Origin of the sequence: Vibrio sp. GLN_1 (assembly GCF_043106015.1) — a bacterium.
GTDB classification, from domain to species: Bacteria; Pseudomonadota; Gammaproteobacteria; order Enterobacterales; family Vibrionaceae; genus Vibrio; species Vibrio parahaemolyticus.
Genome location: NZ_JBICMD010000034.1, coordinates 173,820 through 192,745 on the forward strand (window position 1 = coordinate 173,820; position 18,926 = coordinate 192,745).

The window sequence follows — 18,926 nt, forward strand, 5'->3', positions numbered from 1 at the left end:
GTTTAGAATGTGTTTCAAAAGTGATACGAAAATACGCCTGCTCGGGGCTTAACTTCGAACTAATATCACCTTTATTTGGTTTTGTTACATTTATAGTTGCTTATACAGAGATCTAAATCACCCACCAACTGAAAATCGACAATATGGGAAAATTGTGACTTATAAGTTGAAAATAGGCATCAAATTACTGTTATTGCAGTATATATTCGGGCAATATATAGCAAATTAGTATCGTTAGTCAAAAAGTTGACAGTAATTTGGGGTGAAGTTTTATATGGATCGTACAGCGTTAGTTTCACTCGGCAATCAAGTCGTTGTAATAGGATTAGATGGGAAGCTGAGAGTACTAACGGAGGGACAACAGCCACTACCAGGAGAAGTGGTTGTGACATCAACAGATGTTGGCCCTCTGGATTTAAACGTGCAATTGACTCAAGAGCAGGGTTCTAAAGATGTCACTGATGATGTTTTACAAATTATTAGTGCAATCGAACAAGGGCAAGACCCTTCTGCTGTAGATGAAGAGTTTGCGCCAGCAGCTGGTGAGAACGGCGGCTCTAGCCTGCAAACCAGTGCGACAATTGTTCGCGATGGTACTGAACTCTTGGCATCCACCAGTTTTGAAACCATTGGTATTGAGTCTCTAGGACTATCGCAAACACAAGTTCTAGCACTGAATGATCTATTCCGAAGTAATCTTCAAACGAGTGCTGACAGCACTGATAAACCTTTGGCAACAACGCCAGTTACTCTAGATGCGATTGAAGAGGACGGTGGTTCAATCATCATTACGACGGAAGAGTTACTGTCAAATGTTGATGATGAAGACAAAGACACATTATCTGTTGAGAACCTCATTATCGATAAAGGGAATGGCACTCTTGTCGACAATGGTGATGGCACGTGGACTTTCACTCCGCAAATCGATGATGACACAGAAGTCTCTTTCACTTTCGACATTATTGATGACGAAGACCTAGTGGTATCTGGTTCTGCAAATCTCGATATTCTGCCTATCAATGATGCGCCAAACGCAGAAAATGATGTAATTACGACAGAAGAAGACACCGCTGTTACGATTGATGTTTTAGTCAATGATAGTGATGTTGAAGGTGACGCACTCAGCATTCAATCAGCATCAGTTCCTTCAGAGCAAGGCTCAGTTGACATTGTCGACGGCAAACTGGTGTTCACGCCAGCTGAGAACTTCAACGGTGAAGCAACCATCACTTACATCGTAACTGATGGCGATTTGACGGACGAAGCGAAAGTGTCTGTTACGGTTACGCCTGTAAATGACAGTCCTGTTGCCGTTGATGACACCACATCTATACAAGAAGACACCGCAGTTACCATTGATGTACTGACTAACGACACCGACGTGGATGGCGATAAGCTGAGTATTGAATCAGCCTCTGTTCCTAAAGAGCAGGGTACGGTTGAAGTGGTGGATGGCAAACTTGTTTTCACACCGGCAGAAAACTTCAATGGCGACGCCGAAATCACTTATACCGTAACGGACGGTGAATTGACCGACGAAGCGAAAGTAACTGTTACAGTAAATCCAGTAAACGATGTGCCAACCATCAAGGTTGAAGCCGTAGAAAGCATCACTGAAGATGCAGTGAGCACTGATACGGTAGTCGCAACCTTAACGGTTCGCGATACTGACACGCCTGAAGACCAGTTAACCGTTTCTTTAGAAAATAACTCAAACGGCTACTTCGTGTTGGTTGGCAATGAGGTCAAGCTGACTCAAGCGGCTGTTAACGCAGTTAACAACGATGAACTCAACCTTAAAGACCTGACTATTAGCGCGTCAGTGTCGGATGGTGTTAATCCAACGGCTAGTGACAGTGACAGTTTGGTTGTGAATCGTGTTAACGATGCACCGACTGTTGAAAATGCCATTGCAGACCAAGTGTTATCGGAAGACTTTGCGACCTACACGATTGATTTAAACGACGCATTTAAAGATAGCGACTCAGCGCTAAACTTCTCAGTGTCTGGCAATAGCAACGTGTTGGTTTCGATTGAAAATGGCATCGCGACCATTTCACCAACAGCAGACTGGAACGGCTCAGAAACCCTAACGTTTACTGCTACTGATCCAAGCGGTGAAAGCATTAGCCAAACCGTAAACTTCACAGTTGCGCCTGTAGCGGACATTGTGGCAGACAAAGCGACGGTCGTTGAAGACACGCCAACCATCATCAAGGTCTTAGGTAACGACACGTTCGAAGGCGACGGTAAAGTAGTGTCGCTAGATACCAATAACGGCCCAGCCAACGGCACGGTCTCGGTCAATCCTGACGGCAGCGTGACTTACACACCAAATGATAACTACGTCGGTAAAGATACTTTCACTTATGTCGTGACATCAGGCGGGGTATCGGAATCCACCACGGTGAACGTCGATGTGACGCCAGTGAATGATGCACCAGTGGCAAAAGATGACACGGCGATTACTGACGAAGACACACCAGTGACGATTGATGTCCTGCCAAACGACACCGACATCGATGGCGATAAGTTGTCGATCCAATCTGCGACTGTTCCGGAAGCACAAGGTAAAGTAGAGATCGTTGATGGCAAACTTGTTTTCACACCGGCAGAAAACTTCAATGGCCACGCTGAAATCACCTACACCGTAACGGACGGTCAATTGACCGACGAAGCGAAAGTAACTGTTACAGTAAATCCAGTGAACGATGCGCCAACCATCAAGGTTGATGCAGTAGAGAGCATCACTGAAGATGCAGTGAGCACTGATACGGTAGTCGCAACCTTAACGGTTCGCGATACTGACACGCCAGAAGACCAATTAACCGTTTCTTTAGAAAATAACTCAAACGGTTACTTCGTGTTGGTTGGCAATGAAGTCAAGTTGACTCAAGCGGGTGTTGACGCAGTTAACAACGATGAGCTCAACCTTAAAGACCTGACTATCAGCGCGTCAGTGTCGGATGGTGTAAATCCAACGGCTAGCGACAGTGATAGTTTGATTGTGAATCGTGTTAACGATGCACCGACTGTTGAAAATGCCATTGCAGATCAAGAGTTATCGGAAGACTTTGCGACCTACACGATTGATTTAAATGACGCATTTAAAGATAGCGACTCAGCGCTAAACTTCTCAGTGTCTGGCAATAGCAACGTGTTGGTTTCGATTGAAAATGGCATCGCGACCATTTCACCAACAGCAGACTGGAACGGCTCAGAAACCCTAACGTTTACTGCTACTGATCCAAGCGGTGAAAGCATTAGCCAAACCGTAAACTTCACAGTTGCGCCTGTAGCGGACATTGTGGCAGACAAAGCGACGGTTGTTGAAGACACGCCAACCATCATCAAGGTCTTAGGTAACGATACGTTCGAAGACGACGGTAAAGTGGTGTCGCTAGATACCAATAACGGCCCAGCCAACGGCACGGTCTCGGTCAATCCTGACGGCAGCGTGACTTACACACCAAATGATAACTACGTCGGTAAAGATACTTTCACTTATGTCGTGACATCAGGCGGGGTATCGGAATCCACCACCGTCACGGTCAATGTGACACCGGTCAACGATGCGCCAGTGGCGAAAGATGACATCGCTACGACACAAGAAGACACTGCAGTTACTATTGATGTTCTGTCAAACGATACTGATGTGGATGGCGATAAGTTGTCGATCCAATCTGCGACTGTTCCTGAAGCACAAGGTAAAGTAGAGATCGTTGATGGCAAACTTGTTTTCACACCGGCAGAAAACTTCAATGGCGACGCCGAAATCACTTACACCGTCACCGACGGCGCACTGACTGACCAAGCAACGGTCAAAGTAACCGTGAATGCTGTAAACGACACGCCTGTGGTTGAAAGCAACATCGCAGATCAAACCTTGGCAGAAGACTTCACGCCATACACTATCGATCTGAATACCGCCTTCAGTGATGTGGATAACGTTGATGGCGAGTTAACGTTTAGCGTCTCTGGCAACAGCAACATCCAAGTGGCGATCGTCAATGGCATTGCCACGATCACTCCAACCGCAGACTGGAACGGCTCAGAGACCCTAACCTTTACCGCCACCGATCCAAGCGGTGAAAGCGTTAGCCAAAGGGTGGACTTTACGGTTACGCCAGTGGCGGACATTGTGACAGACAAAGCGACGGTTGTTGAAGACACGCCAACCATCATCAAGGTCTTAGGTAACGATACGTTCGAAGACGACGGTAAAGTGGTGTCGCTCGATATCAATAACGGCCCAGCCAACGGCACGGTCTCGGTCAATCCTGACGGCAGCGTGACTTACACACCAAATGATAACTACGTCGGTAAAGATACTTTCACCTACATCGTCACCTCTGGCGGTGTGTCTGAATCCACTACCGTTGAAGTCAATGTGACACCGGTCAACGATGCGCCAGTGGCGAAAGATGACATCGCTACGACACAAGAAGACACTGCAGTTACTATTGATGTTCTGCCAAACGATACTGATGTGGATGGCGATAAGTTGTCGATCCAATCTGCGACTGTTCCTGAAGCACAAGGTAAAGTAGAGATCGTTGATGGCAAACTCGTCTTCACTCCGGCAGAAAACTTCAATGGCCACGCTGAAATCACCTACACCGTAACGGACGGTCAATTGACCGACGAAGCGAAAGTAACTGTTACAGTAAATCCAGTGAACGATGCGCCAACCATCAAGGTTGATGCAGTAGAGAGCATCACTGAAGATGCAGTGAGCACTGATACGGTAGTCGCAGCATTAACGGTTCGTGATACTGATACGCCAGAAGACCAGTTAGCCGTTTCTTTAGAAAATAACTCAAACGGCTACTTCGTGTTGGTTGGCAATGAGGTCAAGTTGACTCAAGCGGGTGTTGACGCGGTTAACAACGATGAACTCAACCTTAAAGATCTGACTATCAGTGCGTCAGTATCGGATGGTGTTAATCCAACAGCTAACGACAGTGACAGTTTGATTGTGAATCGTGTTAACGATGCACCGACTGTTGAAAATGCCATTGCAGATCAAGAGTTATCGGAAGACTTTGCGACCTACACGATTGATTTAAACGACGCATTTAAAGATAGCGACTCAGCGCTAAACTTCTCAGTGTCTGGCAGTAGCAACGTGTTGGTTTCAATTGAAAATGGCATCGCGACCATTTCACCAACGGCAGACTGGAACGGCTCAGAAACCCTAACGTTTACTGCTACTGATCCAAGCGGTGAAAGCATTAGCCAAACCGTAAACTTCACAGTTGCGCCTGTAGCGGACATTGTGGCAGACAAAGCGACGGTCGTTGAAGACACGCCAACCATCATCAAGGTCTTAGGTAACGACACGTTCGAAGGCGACGACAAAGTGGTGTCGCTAGATACCAATAACGGCCCAGCCAACGGCACGGTCTCGGTCAATCCTGATGGCAGCGTGACTTACACGCCAAACGACAGCTACCACGGTGCAGACAGCTTCACCTACATTGTCACGTCAGGCGGGGTATCGGAATCCACCACGGTGAGCGTCGATGTGACGCCAGTCAATGATGCACCAGTGGCGAAAGATGACATCGCTACGACACAAGAAGACACCGCAGTTACTATTGATGTCCTGCCAAACGATTCTGATGTGGATGGCGACAAGCTGAGTATTGAATCAGCCTCTGTACCTAAAGAGCAGGGTACGGTTGAAGTGGTGGATGGCAAACTGGTGTTCACACCGGCAGAAAACTTCAATGGCCACGCTGAAATCATCTACACCGTAACGGACGGTGAATTGACCGACGAAGCGAAAGTAACTGTTACAGTAAATCCAGTGAACGATGCGCCAACCATCAAGGTTGATGCAGTAGAAAGCATCACTGAAGATGCAGTGAACACTGATACGGTAGTCGCAACCTTAACGGTTCGCGATACTGACACGCCTGAAGACCAATTAACCGTTTCTTTAGAAAACAACTCAAACGGTTACTTTGTGTTGGTTGGCAATGACGTCAAGCTGACTCAAGCGGGCGTCGATGCAGTTAACAACGATGAGCTCAACCTTAAAGATCTGACTATTAGCGCGTCAGTATCGGATGGTGTTAATCCAACGGCTAGCGACAGTGATAGTTTGATTGTGAATCGTGTTAACGATGCACCGACTGTTGAAAATGCCATTGCAGATCAAGAGTTATCGGAAGACTTTGCGACCTACACGATTGATTTAAATGACGCATTTAAAGATAGCGACTCAGCGCTAAACTTCTCAGTGTCTGGCAATAGCAACGTGTTGGTTTCGATTGAAAATGGCATCGCGACCATTTCACCAACAGCAGACTGGAACGGCTCAGAAACTTTAACGTTTACTGCTACCGACCCAAGTGGTGAAAGCATTAGCCAAACGGTGGACTTTACGGTTGCACCAGTAGTCGACATCAAGGCTGACAGCACAAATGTAGTCGAAGACACACCAACCATAATTAACGTCTTAGGTAACGACACGTTTGAAGGCGCTGATAAAGTGGTGTCTTTGGACGCTGAGAATAGTCCTAAAAATGGTACCGTCATCGTAAACAACGACGGCACGGTGACCTACACACCAGATGATAACTACGTCGGAGAAGATACGTTCACTTATGTCGTGACATCAGGTGGTGTATCCGAATCTACCACCGTCACTGTCAATGTGACACCAGTAAACGACAAGCCTGAAAGTGAAGACTTTACGCATGTCGTCGATGATCAGCTTACGCACGTTGTGTTTGATACCGATACGAAACCTCTGGGTAGCGGTGACTCTAAGGATCATATCGCGGATGTTGAAGACGACTTAAAAGGCAATGATCTACATGTCCGGATTACTGAACTGCCAACATCAGGTACGTTGTTCTTTAAAGATAGTGACGGTGAGTTGCACGAAATTAAAGAAGTAAGCGATACGCTTTATGACAAAGACAGTCTTTACTATGAAGCTGATAATGTTGGCTTTTTATTAGGTATCAAAGATCGTCCAAATACGCCTAATGGCTCAGAATCTACAACAGATTTCAATAATTGGGGATTAAGTGAGGATGGTGGACCATCACATTCCCGTACTGAGCATTTAGCAAATGGAGCCTCTATCACTATTTCTTCTGATAGCGGTGAACTTGCGCAATACAACCGTCAGGTGTCACACATCGGCAATGGTATCGCTGACAATGACGGGCAGGGTATTGAGAAGGGTGAAACGATTACGATCGATTTGTCTAATAATCCTGTTGGCTCCGTAAACCTTGGTCTAGATGGATTAGGTGGATTGTTTGATTACGGTGATGACAACGCAGCGCTTATTACGGTTACATACTTAGATTCAAATAATGTCCAACAGACTCAAACGTTCGAGTTTTTGAAGCCTGAAGGCAACTTCATGCTATTCCAAGAAACAAGCGTTGGTTATGGGAAAGATCTAGCTCTTCCTGAAGGTTCGGTCATTACTCAGTTAGATTTTTCCACGAAAAATGAAGGTAACTGGGAGTTACGTTATGTAGAAGGTGTTCCTGCCGAAGACAGCTTTGGATATGTGGCAGTCGACTCTGAAAGTGGCGTTAGCGATCCATCTACAGTCAATATCGTTAACGAAATGCTAGATGGTAATGTTGCGGAAAATGGACCTGCTGTGCAGAGCATTACAGGTGTTACGGTTGTTGAAGGTGACGATGTCACGTTTTCTGTTTCTCTAAATAATGCAACAGATCAGACCGTTAAGTATCAAGTGGATTTCTCTGCAGAGGGTTCTAGTACGAGCTCTCAAGACATTGATTTGTCGAACGCAACTTTTACTAATGGCGTGAAGTATTTGGGCGGATACCTTATTGTTCCAGCCGGTGTGAATGGCTTTGATATTACCATTCCAAGCATTGATGATCAGTTGGTTGAATCAACAGAAAGCCTTGTGATTAAAGTCGGAGATGTATCTGGCGTTGGCTATATTGATGATAATGATGTTCCGCCAACGGTTCAAAGCAACGAAATTTCCGGATTAGAAGACGAAGCGATTGTTATCACACTAGAACATTTAGGCGTCGTTGACAGTGGGGTAAGTGTTGAGTTTGACACTTCTGCTCTAAATGGCTCACTACAAGTGAAGGGTTCTGATGGTTGGGAAGCGGTTTCTGGCAGTGTACTCGCTTCTGATATCGAAAATGGTCTTGTTCGCTATGTTCCGGCTGAACATGAATCTGGTGCAAATGTTTTCGATAAAGATGGTGTTGGGAACGGCTTGGATACTTACGAGCAGATTCATTTCACTGTTAGTGATGGCAATTCTTCTGCTTCAGGTACGTTGAGTATCGACATAGAGCCTGTCGCGGACCCAATTAAGATTGACTTTACTTTCGGTCCAGTAACGTCTGTACCTGTGACATTAGGCGGAAGCTGGTCTACAGACGAAGAACTTAAAGATCTGCTTGAGGCAAGTAATTTACCAGGGCTTGACTTTGAACATGTGGTGACACAAGCGTTTAATAATGGTCATGCTGGTAACGACTTAATGTTAAGCGGAGACACTGAATCACCACTGAGCTTTGTAGGTGATCAACAAGCAGGTGCCAACGTTGATGCTCAAGGTAGTGATATCTTTGTGACTGGAGGAGGTAATGATTCTATCTATGGCGGTATTGGTTCATTAGATGATCAAGCTGAGACTGACACAGTTGTTTACTCTGGTAAGTTGTCTGATTACGACTTCAGCTATTACCCAGCATCTGACCACTCAGAAGTCCCGTATTGGATTGTCGAAGATAGTCGATTTATTGATACAAAAGATGTTGTTTCGAGCACTCATAAAGAGTCGGGTGACCACCTTTATGAAATTGAACAGCTTATCTTCCAAGATGCCATTATCAAGCTAGATAACAACACAGGAGAGTATGTTGTTCTTACAGAGCAACAAGTCTCTTTTGAGCTGAACCTTGATCTTATCGATGTGGATGGCAGTGAGTCATTCATTAACGATAGCGTCACCTTAACGGGAATTCCTTCAGGGCTAACATTAGAGGTGAATGGCAAAACGGTTACTGAAAACAGCGATGGTTCTTACACGGTTGACCTTTCAAGTGAACCAAATCAAACCAGTCATCAACTAAGCGGTACGATTACTGTACCAGCCGATTACAATGGCTCGTTAGATTTTGATGTAACAGCGACGGCAGGAAGTGTTGAAGTTAATAACAATACTCAAATGGGAGCGGACACGGCTTCTGTTTCAGTCCGTGATTATGAGTTTGTTTCTGGTACGCATGGTGATAACAACATAGTTGGGTCCGATGATAACGACGTGATCGTTGGTGATGTTCAAGGGTTACAAATTGTCGAAGGTCAGGATTACAACATTGCCTTTATGCTCGATACGTCTGGCAGTATGGGTTACGACGTTGGCCGTGCGGTAACTGAACTAAAAACAGTGCTGAATACTCTGATCGAAAGTGCGAGTGGACCTCATTCGGGCAAAGTGAACGTTTTATTAACCACTTTTTCCACTGAGAGCAAACAGGAGCTCGAGTTGGATTTGAGCTCTGACCACGCTAAGTCTCAAGTAGAATCAATATTGGACGCAATTGTGAAGCTCGGTGACGGTAACACAAACTATGAAGCAGGCTTCCAATCAGCATTGAACTGGTTTGAGAATGCTGATAGTGGCGCAACGAATTTAAGCTATTTCATTTCTGATGGCCGTCCAAACCAAGCTACTGTGAATGATGCAAATAACATAAACCAAATGGATAGCATTGTTCTTGGAGTGGAAAACAACAAACTGGTAACGTTAGCTGATGTTTTGCCAGCGGATTACAAAACTGGTGATGTTGTAACTTACGACAATAAGACGGTGATAGATAGTAACTCACTCGTTTATTCGCTTTCGACAGGTGAGTTGTTAGGGAAGATGACAAGTAATCATAGTTATTACGATTATGAAACCTATGTACTTCATCAAGCAAATAACGCATATCAGGCATTGGAAGAACTTAGTGAGGTTCGATCGATCGGTCTTGGTCATGACTTAGATGAAGATTCGTTGAAACACTTTGACTCTGATGGTGTTGTAAGAACTAACATCGATGTTAATCAACTTGCAGAAGTGATTCTTGGCAAAGAAGTGTCATTAATGCAGGGCAAGGATGAGATTAGTAGTCTTGATGGAAACGACATCATTTTTGGTGATGCGATTCGTTTTGATATCAATGGAGAACAAGGTGTTTCTGCGCTACAAAACTATGTAGCTTCTCAACTGGGGAAAGATGTTGCTCTGGTAACGAAGGAGGAAGTTCATCACTACATTACTGAAAACCAAGCTGAGTTTGAGCAATCTCGTTATTATGACCAAGCGGACACCATTTATGGTGGTGCAGGAAATGACATCTTGTTTGGGCAAGGTGGAAACGACAAGCTGTTCGGTGGCGCAGATAATGACATTTTGATTGGTGGTTTAGGCAGCGACATTCTGACTGGCGGTGATGGTGAGGACATCTTCAAATGGATCGATGTGGCCAACGAACGCGACACTGTCACAGATTTTTCTAGCAGTGAAGACTCTCTAGACTTCTCCGATCTGTTTGATGATTTATCGAAAGATGAAGTAGGCGATCTGTTAAGTGATTTACAATCAGGTAGTCATACAGGAGACGCTGGCGGCTATCATGTTGAAGTAAGTCAAGATGGTAGCGCAGATACGAATTTGAGTATTACTAAAGGTAGCTCAACATTAGATATCCACTTCAATAGCGCAAGCGTGGATGATATCACACAGCATTTGATTGCGAGTCTCGATTCTCAATACAAAGACATGTAGTGACAAATCAGCCTCTAATAAAAAGGTCTAGCAATTGCTAGACCTTTTTTGATGTTCTTGAATAGTTAGATAAGGAAGAGCAGTCGTTACTCTACTTTCGCACGCCTCGTGTACGGTTTAAAAGCACTGTCGATCTCAAAAATGGCTATGAGATTACAAATGTTTAATTGACTTCTATATGCTTTGCGCATTCTTTAAGATAAGGAAACGATAATGGATAAATTCGTAGTGTTTCTCTTATGCCTTTTTATGACGATAGGTGGCGTGGTTCACCTGTATGACAACATCGTTGATGGCTTTTTGCCTTACGATTTTGCTCCGCGTTGGCTAAACATTTATTGGAGCGCATTAGGTCTTTTAGATTTGTTAGCGGTGTACTTATTAGTGAAACATCGCAGAGTGGGCTTGGTGTTGATGCTATTGATTTTGATGACAAACGTTATTTTTAGTTCACACGCTCACTATACATTAGAAATATTGGACAACAATGTGGCTCTGCAAATGAAAACGCTGTTCTTGGGCTTTTCGTTGGGCGTTTCCATCTGGCTTTGGAATGCGCGAAAGCACCAGCAATCGCGTCAGATATTTCGTTAACTTTATCTACTCACACATTTAAGGATTATCAACAGGGATTCGTTATGAACGATTTTAAAGACTTGGCGAGTTTTGCCGGTTTTAGTGCGTTAACAGGTTTGAGTTTTGGCACCATTTTCTTCAGTCTCGCTTTTGTGTACAGCTCCTTCGAAACGCAGCAACACGTCAACACTAGCGCGTTAATTTGTGCTGTTTTTGGTGTCATAGGCTTGGTTGTTGGCATTACGCAATTAAATAAAAAACGCCAATTAGTCGAAAGTTAATTCGGCAAGTCTTTCGGTGGATGGGGTCTCCAAAACTCTATAATGAACTCTGTGATTTGTTTTTGTTGGTTACTCCATCTACGTTTTTCTTTTAATCATCGTTCTTGCCCTTGCCTTCGCGATAACGAAAAGGCTGTGTCAGCAGCTTATCCAATCTTTGCTCTCTCGCTTCCCTGATCTCAGGCACACCAATCACGACATCGTTATGTCCAAGCGCTGGTTGTGCGCGATACGTTCCAAACCATCTATCCCAAACGGAAAGGAAAAAACCAAAGTTCGAATGGGTTTCCTTCACCATCACCGAATGGTGCACGCGGTGCATGTCTGGTGTCACAATGACTTTTCGCAGTTTCTTATCGATAGATAACCCAAGTTTTGCGTTACTGTGATTGAACATCGCACTCGCATTTAGAATGATCTCAAACACCACAATCGCGAGAGGTGAAACGCCAAGAATGAATACCGAGGCGATTTTGACGACCATCGAGATGATGATTTCAATTGGATGAAAACGCGCGCCAGTTGTGACATCGATATCCAAATCGGCATGGTGCATACGATGAATTTTCCATAATGGTTTCACGCGATGAAAAACCAAGTGCTGAACATAGATGATGAGATCGAGAACAATCACAGCAAGCAACACATTTAACCAACCGGCCAGGGACAGAAGATTGAATAGTCCCCATTGCTGATCATGAGCAATGGTCGCAGCTTGAAACGCAGCAATAGGCATCACTAATGCAATGATCGCGCTATTTAGGGCGACCAAAGAGAGGTTGTTTAACCAGCGAAAGGAACGTTTGACGGTGAGCGTCTTTCTTGGGAGCTTGTTTTCCCAAAGAGTACACAGCAACAATACGCCAATAAAACAGCTAAGTCGCAACCAAGATGGGTCGGTAAACGTGTTTTCAGTCACTGATCTTTCCTTCTTCTACGCATTTGTCGCAATAGACCTTAACTAACGTGAGATTCTTTCAATGTTTGGTCTTTAGAGTAATAACGCTGCCGCCTTGTGAGCGAGCGGTTATACCAGTAGAATCGCGCTCTCGTTTTTATTTGGCATTTCCTTCATGAGAATCCACGCTTTCAATCGTTTATATCAGTATCGTCAATCCATCTCAACGAAGCCTTTCAATGCTCGTGGATGCAAAGTTCAGCGCTGCCCATTCTGTCAGGTTTCAGAGCAGCATTGTTTATGTGAATTGCAACCTGATATCGATAGCAATGTCGCGTGCATGCTGATTGTGTCCGAGAACGAAGTGTTTAAGCCAAGCAATACAGGCCGTTTGATTGCTGATACGGTGAAAGAGACTTACGTGTATCAATGGAATCGCACTGAACCTTCACAAGAGATGCTTGATCTTTTGTCCAACGATGACTATCAGCCTGTCATTGTCTTTCCTGCCGATTACGTTGATCAACCTGAGCGATTGCTAGATGGATTACACGCTGAGTACTTACATCGCACTGATGGTAATAGCAAAAAGTGGTTGTTGATTTTTATCGATGGTAGTTGGCGTGAGGCGCGAAAAATCTTCCGTCGCTCTGAGTTTTTACAGTCTCTACCAGTCTTATCTATCGAGCCGGAGTGTTTATCAGAATACATCATGCGTCGTTCTGAGAACGAGCAGCATCTTTCGACAGCTGAAGTCGCGACTTTAGTTTTGAAACAAGCCGGTGAGAACAAAGCATCGGAATGCCTTCAATTGTGGTTTGAAGCCTTTAGAGAAACCTACATGCTAACCAAGACCCGAGTCAAAAACGATCCTAATCGACCGCATTTGAAACGTTTCAAAGAGTGGGTGAAAACCGAGAGCTGACTCTAAGGAATGAACTTTTGTTGATGGCATGTTGTTCAACTGACTTCAGCGAGGGGATAAATCTGCATTCGGTCACGGTTTGCAGGCGTACAGATATGGATAATGCCACTAGTTTATACTTTTGACTCCAGCCATTTTGGGAGTCGTTTAAGCATTTTTTAGGAGAGAAATACATGTATTACGGCTTTGATGTCGGCGGCACTAAAATTGAATTTGGTGCATTTAACGAGAAGCTTGAGCGTGTAGCGACGGAACGTGTACCTACACCAACAGACAACTACGAGCTGCTGGTTGATACCATTGCGGAATTGGTTAACAAATACGATGCAGAGTTTGGTTGCGAAGGTACAATTGGCCTTGGTCTACCAGGCATGGAAGACGCAGACGATGCAACGGTATTAACAGTTAACGTTCCTGCGGCGAAAGGCAAACCACTGCGCGCGGATCTTGAAGCGAAAATCGGTCGCAGCGTAAAGATTGAAAACGATGCGAACTGTTTTGCGCTATCAGAAGCATGGGACGAAGAGCTTCAAGATGAACCTTCTGTACTTGGTTTGATCCTAGGTACTGGTTTTGGTGGTGGTTTTATCTACGATGGTAAAGTTTTCTCTGGTCGTAACCACGTAGCAGGTGAGGTGGGCCATACTCGTTTACCTATCGATGCTTGGTTCCACTTAGGCGAAAACGCACCTCTATTGGGCTGTGGTTGTGACAAGAAAGGTTGTTTAGACAGTTACCTTTCTGGCCGAGGCTTCGAACTTCTTTATGCCCATTACTACGGTGAAGAGAAGAAAGCGATCGACATCATTAAAGCGCACGCAGAAGGTGAGGCGAAAGCTGTTGAGCACGTTGAGCGTTTTATGGAGTTGCTGGCTATCTGTTTTGCAAACATCTTTACAGCGACTGACCCACATGTTGTTGTGTTGGGTGGTGGTCTTTCCAACTTCGAATTGATTTACGAAGAGATGCCAAAACGTATTCCTAAGTACCTGCTTTCTGTCGCGAAGTGTCCGAAAATCATCAAAGCAAAACACGGTGATTCAGGTGGTGTACGTGGCGCTGCGTTCCTAAACATCAAGTAGTGACTGAAACCTTACTCGATATAAAGTAAGAAGAAATTTAAAGCCCCGTTTAGACCATCAAGGTAAAACGGGGCTTTTTACTTATATATCGAAGTAACTCATATACCCAAGTAATTTCGGTATGCTCGGGTATAGAGCACGAACAAAAATAGCATGTATAAAAAAACTCGCGACGAATCGCGAGTTTTCTGTTTGCAGCTAAGCTTATTTGTTCTTTTTGCCTACGCCTAGGTTTTCTTTTTGAGCTAGGGTGATTTTACTAAAGCCTAATTTTCTGAAGTAGTTATCGCGGTAGTTGCGCACCGCTTTAGTGTCAGACACTGCTTCAATTTGTTGCTCCATCTTTAGGAACTCAGTGATATCGATACCTTCTGCTTCTGCAACCGCTTCTTGAATGTTGCGGTGCTGCTGGTATGAGAACGTCAGTTCTTTGTCTTGGTCTTTGTAAGTGTAAAGAATGGTGCGAGCCATAGCTGTCTCTCTGAAAAGGTTTCTGTATTAAACAAAAGGCCAGACTCGCTGACCTTTGAATTTCTAGTTTGGGCTAGATTCTGCCTTGAAGTGGGATAATTGTCACGCTTTCTCCCGCTTTTACTGTATCAATAGCTGGGGAGATTTCGATCAAACAGTTCGCCTCACTCATTGAGCGCAAAATACCAGAGCCTTGCTTGCCTGTTGTACGAACGGTTAAACGGCCAGTGTTATCCAGTTCATAGATTCCTCGACTAAACTCGGTACGACCTTGGCGAGAGCGAAGATTCTCAGTCGCGATGGCATTCACTTTCAGAGGCTTCCAGCCTTGTTCGCCTTGCATCTTACGCAGTGCAGGCTCAACAAAATTAATGAAAGAGACCATCACGGCAACAGGGTTGCCCGGCAGACCAAAGAACGGCTTGTTGTTGATTTGACCAAACGCGAGCGGACGTCCCGGACGCATGTTGATTCGCCAAAAATCGATTTGACCAAGTTTATCCAAGGCAAGTTTGATGTAATCCGCATCACCAACGGATACGCCACCAGAAGTCATAACCACGTCCGCTTGCGCCGATGCGTTTTCCAACGCTTCAATCATTAACTGTTCGTTGTCTTCCAGAATACCGAAATCCAAGATCTCGCAGCCGAGCTTTTCAAGCATGCCCATGATGGTAAAACGGTTGGAATCGTAGATAGAATTCGCTTTTTGCTCTGTTCCCGGCGCTTGTACTTCGTCACCGGTGGAGAACACGGCAACTTTCAATTTGCGGAACACATTCGCTTCACCAAAACCAAGCGAAGCAATCATGCCCATTTCTGGAGAGGCTAGGCGAGTGCCTGCGGTAAAGACGTCACTGCCGATAGCGAGATCTTCACCTGCTTGACGAACGTTTTGGCCTGCTTTGATATTCGCACCGTTAAAGGTGACCTTGTCACCTTCTTGAGAGGCTTGCTCACGCATGACCACTGTGTCGCCGTTACGTGGTGTTGGTGCGCCAGTCATGATCTTCACCGCTTGACCAACTTCAAGAGGCTGATCGTAAGCATGGCCCGCCATCACTTCAGCAACCACTTGGTAGCTATCGCGGTCAACATCATCACTGCGGATGGCATAACCGTCCATCGCGGAGTTGGTGTACTGCGGCACGTTTACTGGTGAAATGATATGTTCCGCGAGAACTCGGCCATAGGCGTTTTCAATCTTGCATGCTTCTATTTCCGAAACCGTGTTCACCAAAGAAAGGATTTTTTCTTGGCCTTGAACCACAGAAAGGAAAGCCGGAGAAAGTGTGTCGCAACATGCGGCGTCTTTCTCTTTAGATTTTGGTGCTTTTGCCTCTTGAACGTATTGAAGAACAAATTGAGCGATGGCATCCAAATCATTGATGTTCATTTGAGGGAGCTCAGAATCTAACTCCGCAGTGTCGGAAGCGATAGCAATGATGTTGTCATCGTGAGGGTAAAGCCAAGGTTTACCCACTTCTTCACGGTGCAATTCAATTTTAGGAAACGCGATGTTTTTACAGCCTTCGACCAAAACTACATCGAGCTTGTCTTTATCAAAACGAGTTAAGAGGTATTCAAACTCCGCTTCGGCTTCTGGCGTTTCTGTCATTAACGCAAAACGGTTGCGAGAAGCAATCAGCATTTGAGACGCGCCAGCTTTGCGTAAACGGTAGCTGTCTTTACCCGGCTTATCGACATCGAAGTTGTGGTGAGCATGTTTTAGCATGCCAATGCGTAAACCTGCTTCAGTCAGTTTTGGCAATAGGGCTTCAAGTAGCGTGGTTTTGCCTGTGCCTGAATAAGCTGCAAAACCAATAATAGGAATGTTTAGCGTGTGTTTCATGATTCTAATTGTCCAAATTGCGCCAGTTCTTCCGGGGTGTTCAAGTTGACGAAACAGTTTGGTGAGTCGCTAAAGTCAACGTAACTGGTGTTGCACTCTTTGTAGAGCAGAATGATTTTGCGGTCGCCACGTTCTAAAAATGCGGTGAGTTTTGGCAGTACGCGTTTGTGGTAGAGCGTGAAAACTGGTTGCTGATGGTCACCATCATGAGCGACCAAAATATCGCTGTCTTCTTTGACGGCCTGGCAGAAACGCTCGACAAGGTCGGTGTTAATTTGTGGACTATCGCAAGGTACAAATCCGACCCAGTCAGTTTCAGCATGCATCAAACCCGCGTGAATACCGCCCATAGGCCCAGGGAAATCTTTGAATTGATCACTAAATACGAAACCAAATTTGCTGTACGCATCTTGGTTTCGGTTGGCATTAATTAAAATGCGTGGTGTTTGTGGAGATAAACGTTCAATAACGTGTTCGATGAGTGGCTTCTGATTTAACTCAATCAGACCTTTATCTTTTCCACCCATACGGCTGGCTTGGCCACCAGCCAAAATGACCCAACTAGTTTGTGTTGGTTGAAGCATATGCATTCTCTTGGGATGTTTCTTTTGGTATGACATACAACAGAGGAGACTCTATCAAAGTCTTGTCTTTAATCCACCACTGTTTTTTACATAAGTCGGTCAGTGCGTTGGTTTGATGGCTTGTCACCACGATACTGGAACCACGATCCAAAAGATCTTTTGCCATCACCACCAATCGCTCAATGGACTCTTGGTCTAAAGACGCACTTGGCTCGTCCATCAATAAAATCGACGGTTTTAAGATCCAAGCTCTTGCCATGGCAACACGCTGTTTTTCACCGCCGGACAACACGGAGATATGTTCGTCCGCTAATGTTTCTAAACCTACCATGCGTAGTGCGTGAATAACTTGAGCTCGCTTATCTTTTGGTGTGTCTTGTTGATATTTCACTCCATAGACTACGTTCTCATAAACAGTGCCGTCAAAAAGGTAAGGAGATTGATGGAGATAAATCACATCGACACGGCCGTTGCGGCGCGTCAGTCTTTTTAGCCACGTATCTTTTGGCGCTACAACATCGCCAGTAGAAGGTTTTAGCAAGCCAGCAAGGATTTTGAGTAGGGTAGTTTTGCCCACACCATTGTCACCCTTGAGATAAATAGCATCATTTGGGCCGATGGCTAACTCAGGGATGTGGAAAAGCACGCGCTCTTTAAAGCGCATGGATAACTGCTCGGCGGTGATTTTTATAGTCATAATGCGCCTCTACATGGGGTTAATGGTGAGTCGTTTGTTTGCTTCATGTTCTATGTTCTGAGGTAGCCTTTGCCTCTCATGCTTGATAAGAAGAAGTTTAGTGCCAACGCTAAAGATAGTAATACAATTCCTAATGCAACTCCTTGCGCAAAAGCACCTTTGCTGCTTTCCATTGCGATAGCGGTCGGAATATTGCGTGTTACGCCCATAATGTTTCCGCCCACCATCATTGAGCAGCCCACCTCGGTTACGATACGTGAGAACCCTGCAATGATAGCTGCAAGTAGAGGAAAGCGGGTTTCCCAAATCATCGTAGCAGCAACGCGCGGAATGGAGACGCCTAGGGTGATGGCGGTTTCCACTGCGCGACGGTCGCTAGATTGCAATGCACCATGCATCATCGATACCAAAACAGGGAAGCAGATCACCATTTGGCCGAAGATCATCGCCTTCTGAGTGAACAGCATTTGCCAGTCTCCCCAAGGGCCAGCGCGTGATAGCAACATATACAGCAAAAGGCCAATCACGACGGTAGGAACTGCTTGCAGCGTATTCACGATCGACAGCAAGAACCATTTCCCGCGAAAGTCGGTATACGCCAGTACAAAGGACATTAAGATAGCCGGCAATACCACCAAGGATATTGCCGTGATAGAAACACTAAAGGAGACCGCGACGATCTCCCATAGGTCTGCATCAAAATTCACCAATAAGCGAAGCGCTTCCAGTGTTGTATCAGCAAGATTCATATTG

The 18,926-nt window shown here is 45.1% G+C and carries 11 protein-coding genes; 5 read left to right on the forward strand and 6 right to left on the reverse strand.

The window, feature by feature from the left end; translation table 11 throughout:
• The first annotated feature begins 385 nt into the window (after window positions 1–385).
• The 3 genes from ACF8OV_RS14500 to ACF8OV_RS14510 all read left to right on the forward strand — a co-directional run bounded on the left by ACF8OV_RS14500 (window position 386) and on the right by ACF8OV_RS14510 (window position 11,664).
• A complete protein-coding gene (locus ACF8OV_RS14500) occupies window positions 386–10,807 on the forward strand; it encodes a tandem-95 repeat protein (RefSeq protein WP_392404380.1) in 10,422 nt (3,473 codons plus the stop codon).
• Window positions 10,808–11,020: 213 nt separating this feature from the next.
• Window positions 11,021–11,401, forward strand: a complete 381-nt coding sequence (locus ACF8OV_RS14505) for a hypothetical protein (protein WP_005495070.1) — start codon at window positions 11,021–11,023, stop codon at window positions 11,399–11,401.
• A gap of 44 nt (window positions 11,402–11,445) precedes the next feature.
• Entirely contained in the window at window positions 11,446–11,664 is a 219-nt protein-coding gene (locus ACF8OV_RS14510) for a membrane protein (protein ID WP_005495068.1), read from the forward strand.
• Window positions 11,665–11,755: 91 nt separating this feature from the next.
• On the opposite strand, the gene ACF8OV_RS14515 is transcribed toward ACF8OV_RS14510, so the two are convergent.
• The gene (locus tag ACF8OV_RS14515; RefSeq protein WP_203505023.1) at window positions 11,756–12,583 is read right to left on the reverse strand and encodes a sterol desaturase family protein; all 828 of its coding nucleotides are present in this window, start codon (window positions 12,581–12,583) and stop codon (window positions 11,756–11,758) included.
• Between the two features lie 154 nt (window positions 12,584–12,737).
• Between ACF8OV_RS14515 and ACF8OV_RS14520 the strand changes: the two genes are divergently transcribed.
• Window positions 12,738–13,487: a tRNA-uridine aminocarboxypropyltransferase gene (locus ACF8OV_RS14520; RefSeq protein ID WP_069545614.1), complete on the forward strand. Its 750-nt coding sequence runs from the start codon at window positions 12,738–12,740 to the stop codon at window positions 13,485–13,487.
• Between the two features lie 173 nt (window positions 13,488–13,660).
• Complete coding sequence (gene nagK, locus ACF8OV_RS14525) at window positions 13,661–14,569, forward strand: N-acetylglucosamine kinase (RefSeq protein ID WP_005495063.1); 909 nt, start codon at window positions 13,661–13,663, stop codon at window positions 14,567–14,569.
• Between the two features lie 204 nt (window positions 14,570–14,773).
• Here nagK and ACF8OV_RS14530 read toward each other — a convergent pair whose 3' ends face one another.
• The 5 genes from ACF8OV_RS14530 to ACF8OV_RS14550 all read right to left on the reverse strand — a co-directional run bounded on the left by ACF8OV_RS14530 (window position 14,774) and on the right by ACF8OV_RS14550 (window position 18,922).
• Window positions 14,774–15,040 carry a DUF2960 domain-containing protein gene (locus ACF8OV_RS14530; protein WP_005377584.1) on the reverse strand — a complete coding sequence of 89 codons (267 nt, stop codon included), beginning with the start codon at window positions 15,038–15,040 and terminating at the stop codon, window positions 14,774–14,776.
• 73 nt (window positions 15,041–15,113) lie between these two features.
• Window positions 15,114–16,892 (reverse strand): bifunctional molybdopterin-guanine dinucleotide biosynthesis adaptor protein MobB/molybdopterin molybdotransferase MoeA, encoded by a 1,779-nt coding sequence (locus tag ACF8OV_RS14535; RefSeq protein ID WP_069545615.1) that lies wholly within the window; start codon window positions 16,890–16,892, stop codon window positions 15,114–15,116.
• Window positions 16,889–17,476 (reverse strand): molybdenum cofactor guanylyltransferase MobA, encoded by a 588-nt coding sequence (mobA, locus tag ACF8OV_RS14540; RefSeq protein WP_005453897.1) that lies wholly within the window; start codon window positions 17,474–17,476, stop codon window positions 16,889–16,891. The genes ACF8OV_RS14535 and mobA overlap by 4 nt, the downstream gene beginning before the upstream one ends.
• Window positions 17,454–18,173, reverse strand: coding sequence for an energy-coupling factor ABC transporter ATP-binding protein (locus tag ACF8OV_RS14545; RefSeq protein WP_005396189.1), 720 nt, complete (start codon window positions 18,171–18,173; stop codon window positions 17,454–17,456). Before ACF8OV_RS14545 ends, mobA begins: the two co-directional genes overlap by 23 nt.
• Before the next feature lie 50 nt (window positions 18,174–18,223).
• Window positions 18,224–18,922, reverse strand: a complete 699-nt coding sequence (locus ACF8OV_RS14550; protein WP_005396188.1) for an ABC transporter permease — start codon at window positions 18,920–18,922, stop codon at window positions 18,224–18,226.
• Window positions 18,923–18,926: the final 4 nt, after the last annotated feature.